Source organism: Paenibacillus sp. FSL M7-1455 (assembly GCF_038004655.1).
In the GTDB taxonomy this organism is placed as follows: Bacteria; Bacillota; Bacilli; order Paenibacillales; family Paenibacillaceae; genus Paenibacillus_AQ; species Paenibacillus_AQ cookii.
Genome location: NZ_JBBORO010000001.1, coordinates 5370001 through 5390682 on the forward strand (window position 1 = coordinate 5370001; position 20682 = coordinate 5390682).

At 45.1% G+C, this 20682-nt stretch carries 17 protein-coding genes (1 of these 17 only partly in view); all 17 read right to left on the bottom strand.

Going from position 1 to position 20682, the window contains the following annotated elements:
• A protein-coding gene (locus NYE48_RS24550) for a helix-turn-helix transcriptional regulator (RefSeq protein ID WP_341000267.1) crosses the window boundary here: on the bottom strand, positions 1–138 show its 5' portion. It extends 60 nt beyond the left edge of the window; 138 of the gene's 198 nt are visible here — the first part of the coding sequence; its start codon is at positions 136–138; its stop codon lies beyond the left edge, outside the window.
• Between the two features lie 117 nt (positions 139–255).
• Positions 256–903, bottom strand: coding sequence for a hypothetical protein (locus tag NYE48_RS24555; protein WP_341000268.1), 648 nt, complete (start codon positions 901–903; stop codon positions 256–258).
• A 919-nt stretch (positions 904–1822) separates the two neighbouring features.
• Complete coding sequence (locus tag NYE48_RS24560; RefSeq protein WP_212952514.1) at positions 1823–2998, bottom strand: SAVED domain-containing protein; 1176 nt, start codon at positions 2996–2998, stop codon at positions 1823–1825.
• Complete coding sequence (locus NYE48_RS24565; protein ID WP_341000269.1) at positions 2967–3662, bottom strand: hypothetical protein; 696 nt, start codon at positions 3660–3662, stop codon at positions 2967–2969. Before NYE48_RS24565 ends, NYE48_RS24560 begins: the two co-directional genes overlap by 32 nt.
• A 4-nt stretch (positions 3663–3666) precedes the next feature.
• The gene (locus tag NYE48_RS24570; RefSeq protein WP_212952512.1) at positions 3667–4926 is read right to left on the bottom strand and encodes a nucleotidyltransferase domain-containing protein; all 1260 of its coding nucleotides are present in this window, start codon (positions 4924–4926) and stop codon (positions 3667–3669) included.
• Positions 4927–5082: 156 nt separating this feature from the next.
• Entirely contained in the window at positions 5083–8220 is a 3138-nt protein-coding gene (locus NYE48_RS24575) for a type I restriction endonuclease subunit R (protein ID WP_341000270.1), read from the bottom strand.
• Between the two features lie 18 nt (positions 8221–8238).
• Positions 8239–9558, bottom strand: coding sequence for a restriction endonuclease subunit S (locus NYE48_RS24580; RefSeq protein ID WP_341000271.1), 1320 nt, complete (start codon positions 9556–9558; stop codon positions 8239–8241).
• Positions 9548–11071, bottom strand: coding sequence for a class I SAM-dependent DNA methyltransferase (locus tag NYE48_RS24585; protein WP_341000272.1), 1524 nt, complete (start codon positions 11069–11071; stop codon positions 9548–9550). Before NYE48_RS24585 ends, NYE48_RS24580 begins: the two co-directional genes overlap by 11 nt.
• A gap of 15 nt (positions 11072–11086) precedes the next feature.
• Positions 11087–12691: a restriction endonuclease subunit S gene (locus NYE48_RS24590; RefSeq protein WP_341000273.1), complete on the bottom strand. Its 1605-nt coding sequence runs from the start codon at positions 12689–12691 to the stop codon at positions 11087–11089.
• Positions 12692–12767: 76 nt separating this feature from the next.
• Positions 12768–13055: a Tn7-like element transposition protein TnsE gene (locus NYE48_RS28275; RefSeq protein ID WP_212952520.1), complete on the bottom strand. Its 288-nt coding sequence runs from the start codon at positions 13053–13055 to the stop codon at positions 12768–12770.
• A 12-nt stretch (positions 13056–13067) separates the two neighbouring features.
• On the bottom strand, positions 13068–13355 hold the full coding sequence (locus NYE48_RS24595) for a hypothetical protein (protein ID WP_212952493.1): 288 nt from the start codon (positions 13353–13355) through the stop codon (positions 13068–13070).
• A 445-nt stretch (positions 13356–13800) separates the two neighbouring features.
• Positions 13801–15570: a TnsD family Tn7-like transposition protein gene (locus NYE48_RS24600; protein ID WP_052147396.1), complete on the bottom strand. Its 1770-nt coding sequence runs from the start codon at positions 15568–15570 to the stop codon at positions 13801–13803.
• 37 nt (positions 15571–15607) lie between these two features.
• On the bottom strand, positions 15608–17254 hold the full coding sequence (locus tag NYE48_RS24605; RefSeq protein WP_212952491.1) for an ATP-binding protein: 1647 nt from the start codon (positions 17252–17254) through the stop codon (positions 15608–15610).
• Positions 17251–18246 (bottom strand): Mu transposase C-terminal domain-containing protein, encoded by a 996-nt coding sequence (locus tag NYE48_RS24610; protein ID WP_052147395.1) that lies wholly within the window; start codon positions 18244–18246, stop codon positions 17251–17253. Before NYE48_RS24610 ends, NYE48_RS24605 begins: the two co-directional genes overlap by 4 nt.
• Before the next feature lie 2 nt (positions 18247–18248).
• On the bottom strand, positions 18249–19466 hold the full coding sequence (locus tag NYE48_RS24615) for a helix-turn-helix domain-containing protein (protein ID WP_246537245.1): 1218 nt from the start codon (positions 19464–19466) through the stop codon (positions 18249–18251).
• 5 nt (positions 19467–19471) lie between these two features.
• The gene (locus tag NYE48_RS24620) at positions 19472–20299 is read right to left on the bottom strand and encodes a TnsA endonuclease N-terminal domain-containing protein (protein ID WP_341000274.1); all 828 of its coding nucleotides are present in this window, start codon (positions 20297–20299) and stop codon (positions 19472–19474) included.
• Positions 20300–20303: 4 nt separating this feature from the next.
• Positions 20304–20639, bottom strand: a complete 336-nt coding sequence (locus NYE48_RS24625) for a hypothetical protein (RefSeq protein ID WP_212952487.1) — start codon at positions 20637–20639, stop codon at positions 20304–20306.
• Positions 20640–20682 lie beyond the last annotated feature (43 nt).

Genomic DNA, 20682 nt, shown 5'->3' on the forward strand with positions numbered 1-20682 from the left:
TTGCTCCAATTCACTTAATGTTGCTTGCGAAATTCCAATCATGTTTGAGAATTCATGTTGATTCGATCGATTAGTTTTTACGAATGATCCTGATTCGATCCCCTGAACTTCTTCGCAGCTTCCCCTCTCTCCTTTCATTTCTAAAAAAATGTCCCGATGAAGTTCATCATCGGGACATGCAAAGGAGTAATATACGAATCTGCAGGATGCTCGTATAGATCGACACCCCCTGTAGTGTTGAACTACAGGTCTCCGTTAGTTGAAAAATTGATTGGTCCCCGTCATCCCCGATTCATGTGCGTAAGTTGAGTAATCTTTTAATAACTGCACCCACACTTTATCGTTAACAACGAGGTCCCAATTGACATTTTCGACACCGTTTGGCGTAGCTTCGGGAACTAGATTCTTTGCAATCGCGGACCATTGTTTACTTATCTCATAGATGCCCTTTATCTTTTCGAATTGTTTATCGTTAAGCGTAAGAGTTGACATAGCGGGTGTGCAATCCCCGAGGACTCCGTTTCCGATCAGTTGCCGAGCCAGAAAAAAATGAATATCCTGAGCAGCGTTTGCTGTTATTTGGTCCGTTTGTACGCCGTTCACCTTTTTTAAAGATTTTGCGGTATGAAGCAATTCTTCATATTCCGTGCCGATTGTTTTAAAGTTGTAACAAAGCATGGTCGCCTGATTGGGTAACATTTCTTTATTGCCGCTGTTAATGTATTGATGAAGGGTTTCTTCGCTAACCAGTATGGCTGTCAAAAAATCCGATAATGATTGACTTAGTTTAGCGGAAATATATCTTTCATAGCTCTGGTTTTCCTTAAACTGCAAAAATATAATGATTATTGAGATAATCAATAAAACCGTACATATTGCAACGAGAGATCGTTTGATTGCCATTCAGCACTTCCCCTCTACCGATAATAATTTTTAACGACGCTTCATAACAATAATTATTTTCGATTCCATGCAGTTATTTCTGCCTGCTCGCTATTTCAAAGCCCTTTAATTTCTCGTTTGGTTTAAATTGACGTTTAAATCATCACTAAGTAACCCAATTTCAACGCCATCTGTAACAGATCACCTCCTTATATAGTGACGTCTCTACTCATCCACTTGTTGTCGTAAGCTGTTCCGTTAGATATGTATTTTTGACGGCGCACACCATCCAATCCTGATGACGACTAATACCAGTGCGTTTTCCCGCCATCCACAGGAAAAGATGCGAAAAAAATAAAACCGGCAGCCTTAGGGTGCTTCCCTAAACTGCCGGTTAACCGATGCTTTCCAGCCCCTGTGATTTTAGATAAAAGTTTTTCAAACTCTGTGATCGAAATTAATCATTTTCATACTTTATCGAAACAGGTCGATCTTGGAACCCACTAAGATTTCAGTGACTTACAGATTATTTTAACGCTAAATTCAACAACCCCAGTTTTTGTTGTGGCGCGCGTTTAACTAGCCTTAAGAAAAAAGCCCCCGGGAATTTTGGGGGCTCAGTTAAACGTAGTACGCAGCTTTGTTTCTTAGTACGTGACTTTGTTTTCTAGTATGCAACTTTGTTTCTTTTTACGATACTTTATTGTAATGTATCATCAGCAATTGTTCGAAGAAAATAAAGTATTAGACTGGAATAGTTGATTTGGCGCGGTTTTTGAATTTGAACTTCGTCAACTTTTGAGAAATAAGTTTTAGACTGTGTTGGAATCCCTTAAGATCAAAAAATGAAAATAGAAAAATTAAGTATTAGACTCTTATTTTGCTTTCACGCCATAATCAGTTTATGGAATAAAATTATTACTAAGGTAGACTTAAAAAATCAACCGCGCATGTATCCAACCTGTGCGTATTTCTTTCCGGTACCACTGTCAATGCCTACGCTTAATGTGTGTTTAAATCCTCCGAGTTGGCGATTTTCATCATATATACATAACGGTAAGTCAGCCTTAGGCATCCATATTCGACCTAATTCAACTGCAGCCGACACAGGCATAGCTGGGAACACATGCAACATATTATCATGTCCGTGAACAGCCTTTATTTTATCGAGTAATCGTCTCATTATTTCCCTAAACATAGATAACTGTTGCTTACTCTTCATAAAATCATTATGAGGAGTTTGTATAGTCACAGTCCATACTGAGGTTTCAGACCCCAAAACTTTAAAGATACGGGTATTGTCGATGGTTGCACTCAAAGACAGATTTAATGCTGCAACTTGGTGAATTTCATCTGGTTCATTTATTATGTATTTGAAATCCGCGGGGTCTTCCTGCCATACCCAGTCCGCAGGTTCACGATGTAACTGATAGACATCAGCAGGACAAATATCAGAAATTAATGTCCCTAACTCGATAAGTAACGGCTGAGGAGCCAATGCAAACACTGAAAGATGACAAATATCTCCTAGAGCAATTCTACGTTTTACTTTATCGGAAAACTGCCTCCTCAATTGTTCTCGTTCTACAACCCAAAATAATTCATCTCCATCATGAATGGAACTATTACCTAAACTGATCTCAATTGCGGGTTTTTCAGCAGGGTATCTTATCGATAACATTGCAGGAGTAGTTCTATCCCAATTTAACGGGAAGCTATGTTGACCAATATTAGAACCGTATAGTAATACATGACTTTGCATGTTATCCAGAATAGATGTTACGAGTTGTATTCTTTGCTCATGTTTTCTTTTCATTTCACGGAGTCTTTCAACAGGATGTCCTTCAACATCCTCTCTATCGATAAGTCTATGGTGTTTATCACACATTAACATGAGATTTGAAATATCTTTTTCCAGTTGTTCGGAAAGAATTGCATCCCCTCGTGGACCATTTGGACTATCTGCGATTATGTGGGCAATATATGCACCATTGAATTCATGTTGAGTAAGAGTATCCAACCACAACGGTTCATTACAACCTTCATATTGACATCGCCCTGCCGCTAAACCCCATAACCGAATTTTAACTTTTTCGGGAATATTGGTTACTGACACTCCTATCCCTTCCTTTTCGAATTACACTAAAGCATTGGTTCAAGTCAAACATAAATTCGTCCTTACTTTGATAATTCATTAAATCAAGAAGCTGGCTCCCATGGCAGTTTCTCAGTCTTTTTTTGCTTCCACATGGACAATCATGATGCCCCCTATATTTCCCTCTTGCTAGAATGTTTAATAAACCCAATACAATTTTGCTATCCGAAACACCGAAAAGTTCTTTATAACTCTCAACAATACCTAATGAACCATGGGAAAGCTCACCGTACGGCAATTTTCCATACTTTTCATAAAATGAAAAAGAATAAAGGAAAGGAATGATTAGTTTCTGAACATAGTTCAGCAAACTACCTTTGAATTTCATACGCACTTCTAATGGTGAACCCAAACATAATGTTCCATCGGGATTGGTATGAAATGTTCTTGGAATCCTTCCGTCACACTCTGTCGTTGTTGGCGGTTTATTAGGGTAGTCAGTTGGAATGTGGATTTTTATATTATAGCAATCAACAATTGGACAAGTTCCATAAAGTGTAGCAGAAAATGGGAGTGACCCTTTTATGCAAATACTCCCATCTTCTTCTATAAGCTGTAAGCCTTTATGAACCTTGAATAATTCAAGTGATTGAACTTCAATATTATCGCTAAGATTGTACTCCATAAAATTAATAACTCCATGGTTTACTCGGATTATCAATATCTATATGAGGTATTCCAGCATTTGCTGCGGCAATTTCCGACATTGATAACCAAACACCTTGCGTTGCTTTAGAAACAATCCTATCACCGAATCTTTGTTCAAGCGTTTTTGTAATCTTACCAACATCAGAAAGTTGAAGAATGTCAACTAAGTCTTCCTTAACCCAGGTAATCCATTGAAAAAACGCTTTAGCTTTCCGATTACCGTTTTCGTGCCAACGATCAGCAAAATTTTCTGCTGGATTAACAGGGTTAGGAATTATCCAATACCCATCCTTGTTTCTATTTATTAGTTGAAGCATTGATATATCTCCGCTGAACTTAATTCCTGGATTAAGAAGTTGTTCTAACGTAGATAGCTTTTCAACGATATTTTTAATGGTTGAATATAAATCCATTTCATGTTGGTATGCTCTTGCAGATAAAGTAGTAATTATCATAGAAATAGGCTTATCCTCTTCCCATTCGTGACCAGCAAATCGAACATCACGATGACGTTTTAAAATCTGAATGGCCCTCTGTAAAGGTGTCTTGACTAGTTGGTCTGGAACCTCATCTATTTGATTGAATATTGCTTTGTTGTTCTCGAAAATATATTGTTTTTGTACTATTTTCATCTTTTCAAATACTGGCCTCTTGATTGTTTCGAACCATTCAGCGTACCCGTTTGGGTTACTAGATGACCATGAATAAACATTTTCTCTTTCTCTATTCGTAATCGATATCGACTTTTTGGCTATATCTCCCGGAATGCCATGCCCAATTAAATCAGCAATCAGGTCAACAGATTCGGGAACGGAAGGCAATATATCAAGATGAAATCCTATACCGTCTTGTTCTGCATAATTTAATGTCCAGCAACGCTTCTTTTCTTTATCAAGCATCTTTTGATACATAGCGTTTTCCTTTATTCTCTCGCCGATAGACTTTTTTAATGATGCAGGGGTTGTACTAGACTTTTTCAGTGGTAGTTCACACACTAAGTCAATATCGTAATCTGACTCCGCTCCTTCTTTTAGTGGTCTAACTACAGTACCAAGTCTAAAAGAGCCTTGAGTATAAATGTGAAGTTCACCCTGAACACCATCATACTCTCCGTCCGCAATCCAATTACCCACCGAAGTATATCGCTGAACGGCTTGTTGATATTTGCTGGGTGATATATCAAGTTCCGCTGCTAGATTTTCTAAAACTTTATTATAATTTTGTCTAAGTTCAACTGTCACAATATTCATCTCCTTTAATGTAGTCATTACCCAAAAAACGGGAACACATATTCTCATTCCAAATATATCAAATAATAATTCTCCTAACAACAAAGATATTCATGAATATTAAAAGGCATAGCCCCATTGACTCACGTTGCTACGCCTTGTTGTAAGTTAATATTTAAACTCTTCCGTCTCCGCCTGCGCCATCAATTCAGCTTGCTGAAGCACCAGATCAATGGCCATCTTCTCCAGATCCGGCGGGTAACCGTACTTCTTCAACAGCCGCTTGACGGTAATCCGCATTTGCGCCCGTACATTCTCACGAAGCGTCCAGTCGACCTTAATGTTGCTCTTGATCGCTTGGGTCAGTTCATGTGCGATCTGCTTCAGCATCAGATCGCCCATCAGTTCTTTGGCCGATTCGTTCGAAGCTAAAGCTTCGTAGAAAGCCAGTTCTTCCTTGACCAGACCGAGATCTTCGCCACGCTTGACAGCCTCGTTCATTTCTTTGGCCATTTGAATCAGTTCTTCGATGACCTGAGTCGTCTCAATGGTGCGGTTGTTGTATTTCCGGATGGCTTCCTCCAGCATCTCTGAAAATTTCTTCGATTGCACGATACTCGTCCGGGAAACGGCCTTCACTTTCCCCTGAAGCAGCCTGCGAAGCAGTTCCACCGCCAGGTTTTTCTGCTTCAATCCGCGCACGTGCTCCAAAAATTCGTCCGAAAGAATCGCGATGTTCGGTTTCTGTAAACCTACCGCGTCCAAAATATCGACGACTTCATCGGATACGACCGATTTCGAGATCAGTTGATTCAATTCGGCGTCGAGTTCATTCGTCGTTTTCTTTTTGTTTTCGACTGTGATTAGCTTGATTATACCGGATTTTACCGCTTTAAAGAAGCCAAGTTCGACATTGACTTCCTCCGCGGCGGGAGTCGTCGCGCAGAGTGAGAAGGCTCTTGCCAATTCCGTCGTCCAATTTAGGAAGTTCCGCTTGCTCTCTTCACCCAATCCAAGTACGTAATCGACCGTCTCAACAATGGCCTTCATCCGTTCGGATGCTTTCTCCGAAGCAAATTTGCTGTAGTCATACCCATGAAGCAATTCACGGATAAGTTGCAGTTTTTCCAGCATAAAGTCAACGGCTTGGTCCGTGTCGATGCCGGCAGTTTTGCGGTCGTTTTCCGTATATTGTTGCAGCGCCGATTTCAGCAAATCCGCTATTCCGATGTAATCGACGATCAAACCACCCGGCTTGTCGCGGAATACCCGATTCACACGGGCGATCGCCTGCATCAGGTTATGGCCTTTCATCGGCTTGTCGATGTACATGGTATTCATGCTCGGCACGTCAAACCCGGTCAGCCACATATCACGGACAATGACGATCTGAAGCGGATCGTTCACATCCTTCATACGTTTCGCAAGATGTTCACGGCGCCGCTTGTTGCCGATAAAAGGTTGCCACTCCTCCGGATCGCTGGAACTACCGGTCATGACGATCTTGATCTTGCCTTCATTGTCGTCATCACTATGCCAATCCGGTCGGAGAGCAACAATCGCTTTGTACATATCGATGGCAATCCGCCTCGACATCACAACGATCATCGCTTTGCCGAAGCCGGCTTTCTGCCGCTGCTCGAAATGTTCGACAACATCCTGAGCGACTTTCTTAACCCGCTTCTCCGTACCGGCCAACGCTTCTAGCCGAGCCCAACGCGACTTCAAACGCTCCCGCTGCGTATATTCCTGATACTCCGTAATTTCCTCATACTCGCTGTCGATGACTGGGCGCTCCGCCTCCGACAACTCCAGGCGGGCAATTCGACTTTCGTAATAGATTTTGACCGTCGTTCCGTCTTCTACAGCTCGGGTCATATCGTAAATATCGATGTAGTCACCGAAAACAGCAGGCGTATTTTTATCTGTCAATTCAACCGGCGTTCCGGTAAAGCCAATATAAGAAGCGTTCGGCAACGCATCGCGCATATACTTGGCGTAGCCATACTTAATGGCCGCTTCGTCTTCCCCGGCGACCATTTCCGCCTGAAACCCGTACTGGCTGCGATGCGCCTCGTCTGCGATCACGATCACATTGCGGCGTTCCGTAAGTACAGGATACTTGTCTTCATTTTCATCAGGAGTGAACTTGTGAACCGTTGTGAAAATGATCCCGCCCGACTCCACCGACAAAAGCTCACGCAAATGAGTCCGATTTTCCGCTTGCTGAGGCGTTTGCCTGAGCAAGTCCTTCGACTTGCTGAACGTGCTGAACAACTGATCGTCCAGATCGTTCCGGTCCGTCACCACGACGATCGTCGGGTTGTTCAGCGTCAGAACAAGTTTTCCCGCGTAGAAAACCATGGACAAGCTTTTACCGGAGCCTTGCGTATGCCAGATGACGCCGATTTTGCGATCACCTTCGTCCATCGTCGCACGTTCCGTACTTGCAATTGCCTTGTTGGTGGCATGGTATTGGTGGTATCCCGCCAATATTTTGAACAGATGCTCCCCATCGGTCTGAAACAGCACGAAATGCTTGATAATGTCGAGCAACCGACTTTTCTCGAACATCCCTTTCACAAGCACTTCAAGCTGGGGCAGGGAGGAGGGCGCCACGTCATCGCCGTCGATCGTGCGCCACATCATAAACCGATCTTCATTGGCGGTCAACGTGCCTACCCGCGCATTCACACCGTCACTGATGACCAGGAACGAGTTGTACGTGAACAGGGACGGTATCGCTCCTTTATACGTCTGCATCTGATTGTAGGCATCGCTGATCCCGACTTCTTCGTTGGAGGCGCTTTTCAATTCAAATACGGCGATCGGCAATCCATTTACGAACACGACGATATCCGGGCGCTTCTCTCCCTGATTTTCAACGACGGTAAACTGGTTGACGACCAGAAAGTCGTTGTTGTCGATCCGGTCCGGGTCGGTGTCGAACAGCCATACTTTCTCTGTCGGATATTCGCCGTTGGCGGCTTGATACTGCACATCGATTCCATCGGTAATCATCTTCTGGAACGCCTTGTTATTGATCAACAAGCTGGGACTGCGCGGCACTTCAACGACCCGAATCGCTTCCTCGATGGCTTCGCGCGGCACATGCTTGTTGATGCGAATAAGCGCCTCGCGCAGCCGGTCTTTCAGGATGACGTCATGGTAAAATTGCCGTTCGGGGTACTCCCCTTCGGGAGAAATATCCGGACCGTAAGCTTTCTCGTAGTTCAGTTCTTCGAACCATTCCAGCGCGGCCTGTTCAAGGTCGCTTTCGGTGTAGGACGTCGTATAGTAGGCCATCGTTGCACCTCCTTTGGATTAGGGTTGATAGATTGCATTGCTCTCCGCAACCTTAGGCAGATCGGTAGCGCTGTTATCCCGCTCGACAGGGACACGGATCTCGCCAGACATCAGTTTGGGGAGAAGGGTGTCCCTTATGTTCGACAAGTTCATGTTCTCATAAATATTATTAGTCATCATGGATACGAATCCGCGTACTACTGTTGTAAATTTCTCTGCGATTTCCTTCGGTGGAATTACTATGGCATAGTTACTCATATCTCGCCAATTTGTCCTTGGCATTTTAGTACCGTTAGAACTCTGAGTAACATAATCGACCAATCTTTCACTAAAAAGCTGAAAGACAAGATATCCATAGAATTCATCTCTCTTAGAATGTATTGATAGAATATCTGTTGAACAGACTCCATCGAAAGGTGCGATTGAGACTTTATGAAAATAAGGTCGAAGTTTCCCAAAAAGAATATCGCCTTTATAGAACCACAGTTTGTTGCTCACTAATTCATCGGAAACACCAAAATGGGAAATCGCGAGCTTTTTCCGGGGAATATGCTCTAATCCTATATATTTTGTTCCACTTGGTATTTCTTCCGGTCTTACTGTCTGTGTCCTGTTGGAAGCAATATCGCCGATTCTCCCTACCTTCCACCCCTTCGGAATCAACCCCAGCTCACTTTCCTCAAACTCGCCGCCGCTGGACTTATACGGTTCGCCGTTTTCATTCGGAAACTCGAAGTCCACAAACCATCGTTTAAAAAGGGCTTGAGCCATTTCTTCAAGGTTTTTGTTGATGGCGTTGTTGAGCTCGATTTTTTTGTCTACTGATGCCAGCATTTCTCCAATCTCGCATTGTTCATTTTCAGGAGGCAAATAGATCACAGTGTTCTCTATAATATCTGAATTAAAAGCCGGGTATGCGGATGTCTGCCCTTCGGCGATCTGAGTCAAATATCTTGTATAAGAGTCCGATGTCAAATAATAGTACAGAAAATCCGGATGAACCCTCTTTGGTGATACCACTGCAAACCCTGTCGATGCAATCATATCGGGTTCAGCCTTACGAATCATGGTATAGTGCTTCAAATTCGGGCGAACCGTGGAAATCAAAATATCGTTATCCTGCACGATCCGACGAGCGCGACTAGGGGCGTCGTTCAGTTTGAATGTTTGTAGTTGATCTATATTACGATGGTTGACCGCCGCAATATCAATATACTGTATTGTATCAATACGATCACTTTTCTTGATCGACCTTTCATTCACAACTGCAATATCTTTCACCAACCTAGTCTTCCATTCATTAGGAGGCGTAATCCCATTAAATGGCTCAAAACTCAAATCCGATCCCCCCAAGCCGCTTGCGAATTTCATCCTCCAGTTGTCGGGACTTGGCGAACTGCTCCGCCAGCTCCGATGTCAGCCGCGCCATTTTATCTTCGAACGGTTCGCTGTCTTCTTCTACTTCTTCAATGCCGACATAACGCCCCGGCGTCAGGATGTATTCATGCTCCTGCACCTCTGCAAGCTTCGCCGCTTTGCAGAAGCCCTTCATATCTTCATATGCACCCGCTTCTGGCTGTCCACGCCATGCATGGTATGTATCGGTGATCTTCCGGATGTCCTCTGCGCTCAACTCGCGATGTGTCCGATCTATCATGTGACCCATTTTGCGGGCATCGATGAACAGGATTTCGCCGCGGCGGTCCCGAAGGCCCTTTGACGCTTTATTTTTGGCAATGAACCAAAGACAAACCGGAATTTGCGTGGAATAGAACAATTGACCCGGCAAGGTGACGATACAATCGACCAGATCGGCATTAACCAGCTTGCTGCGAATCTCAAACTCCGCCGTCGTACTTGTCGACATGGAGCCGTTCGCAAGTACAAAGCCTGCAACACCGCTGGGCGCAAGCTTGTTCACGATATGCTGAATCCACGCATAGTTTGCGTTACCCGCAGGAGGTACCCCATACGTCCAGCGAGTGTCATCTGTCAGCCGTTCACCGCCCCAATCGCTGATATTGAATGGCGGATTCGCCAAGATGTAATCGGCCTTCAGATTTTTATGTAAATCATTATGGAACGTATCTGCATGATGCTCCCCAAGGTTGCCGTCGATGCCACGAATGGCGAGGTTCATTTTGCACAACTTCCACGTTGTCGGATTCGACTCTTGCCCGTATACCGCAATATCACCAATGCGCCCCTGATGTTCCTCTACAAACTTCTCGCTTTGAACGAACATGCCGCCGGACCCGCAGCAGGGGTCGTATACGCGGCCCTTGAACGGCTGAATCATCTCAACGAGCAGGCGCACGACGCTGTTCGGGGTGTAGAATTCGCCGCCATTCTTGCCTTCCGCGCTAGCAAATTTGCTAAGGAAATACTCATATACCCGACCCAAAACATCCTTCGAACGGCTCTCTTCATCGCCGACCTTGAACGAGAACAGGTCGATTACTTCGCCAAGGCGGGTTTTATCCAGCGCTGGCCTTGCATAATCCTTCGGCAGCACGCCTTTCAGCGACGGATTTTCCTTCTCGATGGCAATCATGGCATTATCAATGATCTGCCCGATTTCCGGCTTTTTCGCGTTATCCTTGATATGGCTCCAGCGCGCTTCCTTCGGTACCCAGAAGATATTTTCTGCCACGTATTCGTCCCGGTCCTCCGGATCAGCATACGGTTCATGTTTCAATGCTTCATATTTTTCTTCAAATGCATCCGACACATATTTCAGAAATAGAAGGCCAAGCACTACATGCTTATACTCCGCTGCATCCATACTGCCGCGCAGTTTATCGGCCATGCTCCATAATTTTTCCTCGAATCCAATGTTCGCTGTTGCCATGATCCTAATTCCTCCTCAGTAGAGTTCCTCGTATAACTGGCTCTTCACTTGTTCCCAGCGATTCGTCGCTTCCCGAACAACTTCTTTATATCGTTCTTTTTCCCGTATATATTGCTCTATTAACTCGTGCTGCTTATCTTCCGGTACCAGAGGCAATTCCAATTCCGCCACATCCGCCGGGTTCAGATTCATTACAGTCGTCCCCCGCTGGAAGCTTTGAATAAGGGCCGTCCCGACCGGACTTTCCAGGAACATTTTGGCAAAATGACTCTTGATGGCCGACTTAAATCGGATCACGATCATATTCGAGGAAGCGATGACCATCCCTTGAGCCTCCGGAAATACAGCCAGCTTGTTCACGGTGCCGCGGCACGTCATGACCAGGTCACCCGGGAGAATCTCGTAACGTTTCACTTTCCTCTCTTCCTCGTCAATCGTTTCAAGCTGATCCAATAGCACTTCGCCGTCATCCAGATTGGATATATTCAGCACCTTAATGTTCCCGGGCTTTAGATCCTGCTTAAGAATCGATTTTCCCCGAAAAATTTCTGCCACATCGCGCAACTTCACTTTCGGGGTTGCCGCTTGCTGGAACGAACGAAGTATATCCTGATCTTCATCCAGCAGCAGTTCGATTCGCCAATGATCCAGCTCTCGGAACCGATCCGGATGGATGGTAATCTCCCGTTCCGCCACAAGCTTTGACTTCTCCATATGGAGTCGTCCGAGGATCACTTCTTCCAAAGGCGCTTTGCCGAAGTCAACCTGATAGGTCTTGATAGAAGTGTAGGGACGAAACAAGCCGTCCGGAAGCGAATAGATCGTTTGCACCGGCGCCTGTTCATTCATTTTCTTCCGCCAGCTGGCGATCGCGCCGGATTGAAACAGCATCCGTGCAGGAAAGGTCACGCTCAATCTCCCGCCGTCTTGCAAGAGTGGAAGGAGGTAGCTGGCCGCTGCGCCTTCGGATTCCCGAACCGCGACATCGTCATCGTTCATTTTCATCCCGAAATTCGGCATCGCCAGGATCGCGTCGAATTGATGTTCTGCAGGCAACGGTTGATAAATGGACCCTTGAACGATGCGGATATTGGAATAGGGCTCGAAATACGTTTTGAACAATCTGCCTATGATGTAGTTTTCCGTTAACAATGTGATTGTCCATGGTCGATGGTAACATTTCGTTTCGATGAGTCCTTTGATATACTTTTCAGCTTCTGCAAACAGAATGTTCTTGCAACCATGTCGCTCACACTGATCGACAAACCGCTCGACGATTCCTGGATGGACGACAATGCTCCCTGTAACACGATCTTGTTGGATGGTGAGCATGGCGTATTCCAACAAGTCCATATCCTTGCCTGCATGGTATAATTTATAAAATAAATCCCGATCGCCGGGAAAATGGCCTAATTCTTTGTCTAAGGCGCGTTCCTTCATCCACTGAAACAGCTTCTCAGGTTCCGTCATTAGCTCCGTTTCGGCCAACTGTTGCTGTTTCAGAAGTTGTTGCGTCCGCTTTACTCGAATGGCCTCGCGAAGCAACTGATCACGTGTTGATATATCGTGGAGCAGACAGATATTCCAGAACGATTCAATCAATTTATCACCTTCTTCCACTGCCAATAGCCAACTAAATTATACCATCCAAGAATTGAGTATTTCAATACCAAAAATAAATTCAAAGTTGGACTGTCTAGCCGGATAATTTCCCGTTTATCCGATACGCCCAATCCCTAATTGAATCGCTTTGATAATGCTTAACCTTTTCGATATTGAAGCCGTTGCATTGGTTTAAAATGTTCTGATCCCAGTGGCCGCCTTTTTGAACAAGCCCTTCAAGAAGCAACTTAATATCACGCTCAACCGTCTTTAGTGCAGTCTGCTGAGTTGGGTGGAGGATCAATGTCGAAATAGACCAATCATCCGGCCGGGCCACTTCGATAACAAACTTAGTCGTGATACCATGATCCGCCTGAACGATCGCGCATGTTCGTCAGGAGCCGTTTGGACATACAGAAAATCTTTTGCCGGGAGGAACCCTGAGCACAGACATCCGGATATGACCGGGAAAGATATGCTTCAAGATTTGAATCATCTCGAAAAACGATTCAAGACCGATGGCCTCTGTGATTGGCATGGTTTCAAGCGTCTGAAAATCGATAGGAGGCGTATCGCCGCCGACCATCGAATCCTGTGTACTTACTTCCTCTAATCCTCCTGAGTTCTTCCCGCCTCTCCCGGAGGCGACGATCACGTCATTGCCGGTATGGGAATGCTTCACATCCTCTCGACGAGCAGTAACCCTAGGAAAATTGGAGAATCGCATAAACGTAGGAGGGGTCTCCAATACATCTTGCCTCGCATTTTCCCTGGCATTTTCGCTTTGATCATTCAATATGTAGTCTTTATTTTCGGATCCGGACGTAACTCGAACTTGTTTATCCCCTGAAATCGACTCACGACGCTTCTTCGATGGGTGCCAAAAGACGATTTCTTCCGTACAATTCCTTGCAAGGGCTTAACTTGATCAGATACTCCATTGGTGTAGATTTGTCCCATGCGCAAATAGGGTACTGTTCCCCATGGGTAGGATACAACTTTCAAGTCCCCAGTTTCCGTTCGAAATGCGACTCGAACTCTCCAATTCCCTTTGTAGTCCATGAAAGGGGACCCGAACCAAAATAACTCAACCCCCTGATTATTCGGAAACGGCCAGGTACGCAGTGTCAATGCAGCCATAATGGAGTCACCTCAGCAGATGCAATTCGATTCATTACAGCCCCTTGTCCAATACAACGATCAATTTCATCCGATACCTCTTGGGCATACCCTGGCCTCAGTCCGGCTTTTTTCACAAGTTTCCACCGTTTTAAAGGCCATTCGCCGGCCATTTGCTCAGCAGTCCATCGAACTCTCCTAATTTGAAATTGGGATGTAGACTCAAGGTAATCAGATAATACTTTCGTCGTTACAGGGAGCTTTTGTTTTTGCTTTTCTAGCAAACTCAGTTTCCCGACTCGTTTGCCTATCGCTGCAATCGTAATTCTGACAGGTTTATTTTTGCAATCGGATAATATCCTTCTGCATGCTTCCTCGACAATCCAACTCAGCTCCAGATCACGTTTTTCCCAGTCGACTCGTGTATGTTTAGATCCCTTGGACCGGACAGGTTTGGAAGATTTTCTTGGTCTCTTTAATAATGCAGGTTCCAAATTGCGAGTTGTCACGGTACCTTTGGCGTACTTCATGACTGTATTCGTATCAACCCCCAATAACGCTGCCATGGAACGAAAGGAAATGCCCTGTCGCAAATGTACCTGAAGCTTATCCATCCAAACAGGCCCAAACGATTTTATACGCCCTCTGCGGTATTTATCGTTTTCGGATTGATCCGGTCCTCGTCTTGAATAGGCGAAGCCGCATTCACAAGTAAAGGTTCCTACAGGCCGACCGGTATCTGTACAACGCGTAATCCGGAGGTCCGTTATTATTGAGGTTCGATAATGTTCCGCTGCTTTGTTCAGACATGGCCATGGCCCTCTGCCGAAGGGTGCGTCATCCACCTCGGATTGTTCTAAAAATCCATTGAATGACCCGTACAAAAAACGGATCAGCAGCATCTGCCGCAGCGGATGAATCGCCCGCCGGGCGGACCTTGTCGCCAGATTCAACCATGTGTAGTCTTTACCGTATGGAAGGCTGCCCAGCATCTCCAGCAGTTCTTTCCCATAGCAAATGACGAACTGTTCCTCAAGTTTTTGCTGGCGAATACGCCCGCCTGCTGTTACATACCCTTGCTTCCGTAAGCGTTGAAGAAATATGTTCCTGGATTCATAAAGAACTGGCATGTCGTTGGTTTTCATTAATGCCTGAATGTCTCTAGCGATGTCTGAAAGCTGATCGATTGTTTTAGCCGATAAGTTTGCGGCAAGCGGTATAGATCCGAACATCTTCTTCGAAATAGGGAGAACGGTCAACCCATATCTGTCTGAAACCGGATACGTAATCCGATGCAGAACATCCCGATGAACCGGACAAACCCATACTCCCGGAAGCTGGTGAATGCGGTGCCAATACGGTTCTCCATATTGGTTTATATCTTCTTCATAGCATTGAGAACAGAACCGCAAATCACTGTTCCTATCCACTATACTGGCGGTAATCCCGACAAGAGCATGTATCCCCGAACCATCCGGCCCTTTCATGAGTTGCTTTAAACGATTAGCGCGATCCTTAGGCAAGAACGGAGCATAAAACGGATAACAAGTGTGGCCTTTCATCCAATCATCGGCTGTCATTCCATGCAGCATACTTCTGCGCGAAAATGCCTCGATATGACTTGGCAGGTCAATTGTCGGGATAATGTTCTCCGTGCCAAATAGTTCTTTATATGACCACTTTGAGGTTGTGTTATTCGCTCTCAGGTGATAACGAGTAATCACGCTATATAAAAGCTCATCAGGATACGGAACAGGGATTGCATAACGTTCATTCATGGGTTCAATGCCTCATCCAAGGAATTCCAAAGGATTTTTAATATATCCGGCTGCTTTCAACGCCTCGTAAGCGGACAACTTTTTCTTTCTTCCTTGTGAAACGATTACTCTCAAATTTGTTAGGCTCAGTCGGAATCACTTTTGAATTGCTTCTTCCGCGTTGCTTTGTGGCAGCACTTGATGGAACAGGCTGTGTTTGTAAAGCCAGCTTTAAGGCCTCTTTATGCAGGTCTACACGATCCAGTTCGTTTAAGTGAGCCTTTACAACCTGCTCGGCTGATCTCTTCGCTGACTGGCGATCAATTCCCGCCTCTACAAGCCATGCGCAGACTTCGTTCACGGTTTGTTCCACAACGTCGTAACCGAGTTCATTCCGAATCAATTCCAATCGTTCCGATTGCCGCTGTTCGGCTTCAATTCGGTCCAGGTAATCATCAATGGAAACACTGTCATAAATGTCAGCAAACTTCTGTATCTGTCTCTTTTTTCCGGAGCGCAAAGCCTCGAGAGCCGGGCGAATCAATGTCAACCGATCCTTTGCAACGGAACGAATCAATTCGGGAGTAATTTGCTCCATTTCTTTATCCAATGCTCTCCATTGGGTCAGCATGAACAGTTTTATCCCAATGTCGGAAATACCCTGGGATTCGTCGTACATCATATCAATGAACTCCTGATTCAGTTCAGCCTTCTTGTCTGTCCACTGATATTTCCACAAACCTTGCAGCAGCCACGTCCATTCCTCATCTTTCTTAAAATGATGCCACGTAGCGTCCCCTTGGCCGCTATTGCGCCGCGCGTTGCGAAATTCTCCATTTAATGCGGGGAGCGCCTTATAGGTTCCGACAAGTATGACCGGCAATCCGATCGTGTTGACCAATTGAACGAAGAAGTTCAGCATTTGAGCTGCACGATCGTCCTTGGCTTCCTGAAGGTTTTGGATTTCGTCAATCACAAGAACGCCCAGACAATGCACCGCAGCCGCCTGCGCCATGAGCGGCAACAATTCATCCGGATTTTTCGTGACATTCTTTTTGTAGTACTTTGTCCCAACGAGACTATCGACCGCAAGCAAAAAATTCAGGCAGAGCCCTCTGATGGAACCGTCATGCGGGCAATCCATCTTTAACCACACAATTTGATAGGGGGCAGGCATATCTTTGCCTTGATATTTCCGATGCAAAATCACTTGCGGATACATTTGCAAGATTCGAAGCAAGCTGCTGGACTTCCCGATTCCCGAAATTCCCACTAAAGCAAACCCGGCTGATGTGGGTGTATTCACTGGATATCCGCTTGTAGCCCCCTTCATGATGAGCTCATATGCGTCCTTGCGGGCTCGGAAAGCATAATTCGGGGTTAGCGGATTTCGGCCGACATAACCGTCTCTAATCAGTCGGGAAATGCTTTGTTCCAACTCCAGATGTCGAGATAATGGTTGAAAGAAATCGCGAGAAATCCGTTGAACGCAATGTAAGCGAAGATGAACAGGCAACTCTCGTTCAGAAGCATGAAACTTCGGTCTCGAAGCTAGTTTCTGTACGACGGTTTTCTCGTCCCATATCGGCGGCAGTGCCTCAAGCAAGGGATTGTTGCGATAATCCTCAATTAACGGATCCTGATAGTCTGCTTCAACAAATGTGCCGCGGCTGAAATGAAATAAGGGGACATCAAATTCACTCATTCCTCTTCACCATCTTCGATCATATAGGCTTTAATTTTGGACAGTTTGTCTGCCGGCGGAATATATGACAGTGCCTTTCCGTCATCACTATCTTCACGCCTCATTGGAACAACATTATTTGTTGGGATGTTAGGTACTTGAGGTTGCTCTGATAATTTAAAAGCTTCTTGTTCACGATTGAGCATTTTTTCGTTGGAGCGATGTTGTCTCGTTCCTTTTATTCGCTGGTTACTGCTTTCTTGATTTTGCTTCATCGCTTCATCAGTCTTTTTAGCCGCTTCTTCTACAATCGCCTTCGTATGAGCGTCCAGTTCGATTTTGGACAACATATTGTTGAATTCTTGATGGCGGCCTTGATACTTTTCAATCTCAAGCAAATCCTCTACTTCTTCGAATCGTTTGTTCATATAACGTTCTTCCCGTTCAAGCAAAGTACATGTTTCAAATCGGTGTCCTTCGTCCAACCACAAATAAATTTCGTCGGTGGAACGGGGATCGTAGCATACTTGAACACGCCACGTTTTGCCTGCCCTTGCTTTTACAAACCACTGCTCGCGCAATGCCAGGTCACAACCGTAATGCATGTCTTTGAACTGAATTCCAGCCGCTGTGACGGTCGCTTCCCCGTGATACATTAAGTTTAGCTTGACAATGTGTTCCGGCTGCTTCTTGAGCCGTCCGTTTCGGTTAATGATGCCCCATTGCCACAGCTCGCGTGGAATAGGGAGAATATCATCGGCGATCATAAACTCATTCCGATCGTACCATTGCATGTGGTGATGATTATTATGGTAAAGCACATTGCGAATCATAATCTGGGTAAACTCCCGAAGCGTTAATTTGGCATCCAGACGGTAATCTCGTTCACCTCGCTCCCGTTGACGCTCTTTGATTGCTCCCGGTATAAACCGAATACTTCGAAGATTGATTAATCGGAATTGCTGCTCAACAATGCCCTTCCAATCTGCCCGGTATGGGGAAGCGTTCTCCACATCTACACCCAAAACATCAATAAGATGGCTTGAAGATGGCTTGGCTTGTGTCCTTCCAGTTCCCCGCGGTCAGCTGTTAACTTTTGAGGCAAGTGACTGCAAATCCATTCCTCCGGTTCAATATCGATGCCATATTGAGCACAAAATCTCACTTTATCCATTGTCGTATTGGCCAGAGCCATCATCGCTCCGATCCAGCTCGGTCCTTCGAGCCCGATGTATAATCCGACGATATATCGGCTGAATACATCGATTACGATGTAAATAATCGGTCTTCCGATAATCCAATCTCGACGATATTCACTGACCAGGAAGACATCCGCTACAGTCGCATCGATCTGGAATCTGGAACCTGGACCGAAGCTTTCATGAGTAGAACTGCCAAGAATAGGCCTGTACTTGAGAGCATATTGTTTCTTTCCAAGCCGGCTTTTTAAGGAATCTTCCAAGTCTAATTCTTTCTTGAACCAATAACGATATTGTCCGAACGTCGGCAATTTATCCGGAGGAGGGAGAATAGGTACGAGTGCTTTCCCATCTTGTCGAAAGCCCGTGGCAAAAAACTTTTCAAGCGTTTTTTGGTAGGCATGTTTGAGTGGGGCTTTCTCCCTGTTGTTGTAAAATAGCCGAATGCCCGACCGAAGCAGTTGTTTTGTTTCTTCGTCAATATTGATGCCTGTCGGTCCATCCTCGAACTTTCTGGGACGGCCGCGTTTTGCTTTTCCGGGCGCCCGATCCGTCCCATAATCTCCACAATTGTAATAATGGGGGAGAAGCGCATTTTTCAACTTTCCGCCTTGCCAGAATCTCCGCAAATATCGATAGATTGTACTTTTATGAAGGCCTGTCTTTTCCTGAACTTCTCGTACACGTATTCCTCGCCATTTTTTATCGAAACAGTCTGGTTCATCAGACACGATATCTCTAATCGCATCCCACGCCTTATCACGGAGGAGGAGATGATCATGATCAATGGAATGCTCCAGTAACGGAATGTTTGAGTTGATCCAGTCAATGGGCTTACATAGATTAGCCTCTATGCCAGCAATGATCTCCGTATATGTTTTCATGACCGGAAACGCCTTATCGTCCTCAAGCGCGATGCTGAATACCACGTCATTTGCCTGGGAAATCCACAGGATTCGCTCTACAGCGCGGTCATCCGTTTCGGATGAAATCCATTCTATCACCTGATTTTCAAAAATAGACCTTGATGGCATTGTATTCATCCACCTTTCGCTTCAAGCCTTATATCCGAATGCTTCTCAGAGAAGTCCTTAGCTGGAAGAGTAGGTATGATTCGTTCGGTCATATCGACGGACCAGATTTTGCGCGCAATAAAATGACGGAATAGCGCAAGTGAAGTACCTGCATCAAGTCCTAACTGTTCATCGCAAGCCAAGCATGCTCTCGATACGACTTCACCGTTATGTAATCTAGCGGATAACATCTGTTGCAGATTTCGAATCGTAAATATTCCAAGCGCCGGAACGTCCTCATTGTGGAACTCTTTATGCACCCATTCGATATTTCGTATAAGTGCATCCGGCAGATCTGAATCGGTGATGATACCCCAATCTACATGTCGGGAATCCCAGTAAATCCGCTCAATTTCAAATTTTGCTATGGTTCGTTCATTTTCCAATTCAGCGGATGGTTTCACTGTTCTGGCTAATGTTTTATCCCGATAAGTAATAAGAAAATCCGTGGTCATCACAACCGGTATGCCTGTTTTCGGATCTTTGGGATGTTCCACACCGATTTTTTCCGCGATCATCTGCGTTTCTTCTAAAGGCAGAAGAGGAAATTGTTCACGAATATCCGTTACATCGTCGCAGTAATCCAGAAGGTAGAAATAATCACGCTCAATATCCGACAAGAGTTGGTGTCTTCGACCGGTCGTCCATCCAACACCACGAGTTGCCCTGCCTTCTGAAGGAACGTCTTGAATGGTAAGCCAAGGAAGATAGTCCTTGCCGGAACCCTGTCCTCTGCCTTCTTGGATCATCCTTTCAATTTTTGCTTCTGTGAATTGCCGTTTCCGCTTGGCCACTGGATCACCTCAAATGCTTGTCCGGCAGACTGTTTCGTGTACTATCTGCAAGCTCTTTTCTCAACGTCATCAATCTTTGGAACTCTGAATAATACGCCCTGACTTTCTTTGAATCACATGGTAAAAATTCAACTCGATAGCAGTTGATCTTTAAGCCATCCTCATTAATGATTACAATCTGATCTTCATTATCTTGGGACTTAACCGCCACCGGCCAACCCCCGACTTGACGTGCTCGCTCAAACCATTTCTCATGAATGGCTAGCGAACAGGAGTAGAGGCTCCCGTTAAACCAAATTCCATTTTGAGTCACGATTCCAATACCCGACTTTTCTTTCACTTGGTAACACCCCAATATGTTTTGGTGATATTACCATATTTAC

Coding starts and splice junctions, on each gene's coding strand:
- NYE48_RS24605 (WP_212952491.1), bottom strand. CDS start 17,254: ATGAGTGAATTTGATGTCCCCTTATTTCATTTCAGCCGCGGCACATTT.
- NYE48_RS24575 (WP_341000270.1), bottom strand. CDS start 8,220: ATGGCCTACTATACGACGTCCTACACCGAAAGCGACCTTGAACAGGCC.
- NYE48_RS24565 (WP_341000269.1), bottom strand. CDS start 3,662: ATGGAGTACAATCTTAGCGATAATATTGAAGTTCAATCACTTGAATTA.
- NYE48_RS24615 (WP_246537245.1), bottom strand. CDS start 19,466: ATGCCATCAAGGTCTATTTTTGAAAATCAGGTGATAGAATGGATTTCA.
- NYE48_RS24585 (WP_341000272.1), bottom strand. CDS start 11,071: ATGGCAACAGCGAACATTGGATTCGAGGAAAAATTATGGAGCATGGCC.
- NYE48_RS24555 (WP_341000268.1), bottom strand. CDS start 903: ATGGCAATCAAACGATCTCTCGTTGCAATATGTACGGTTTTATTGATT.
- NYE48_RS24600 (WP_052147396.1), bottom strand. CDS start 15,570: ATGAATGAACGTTATGCAATCCCTGTTCCGTATCCTGATGAGCTTTTA.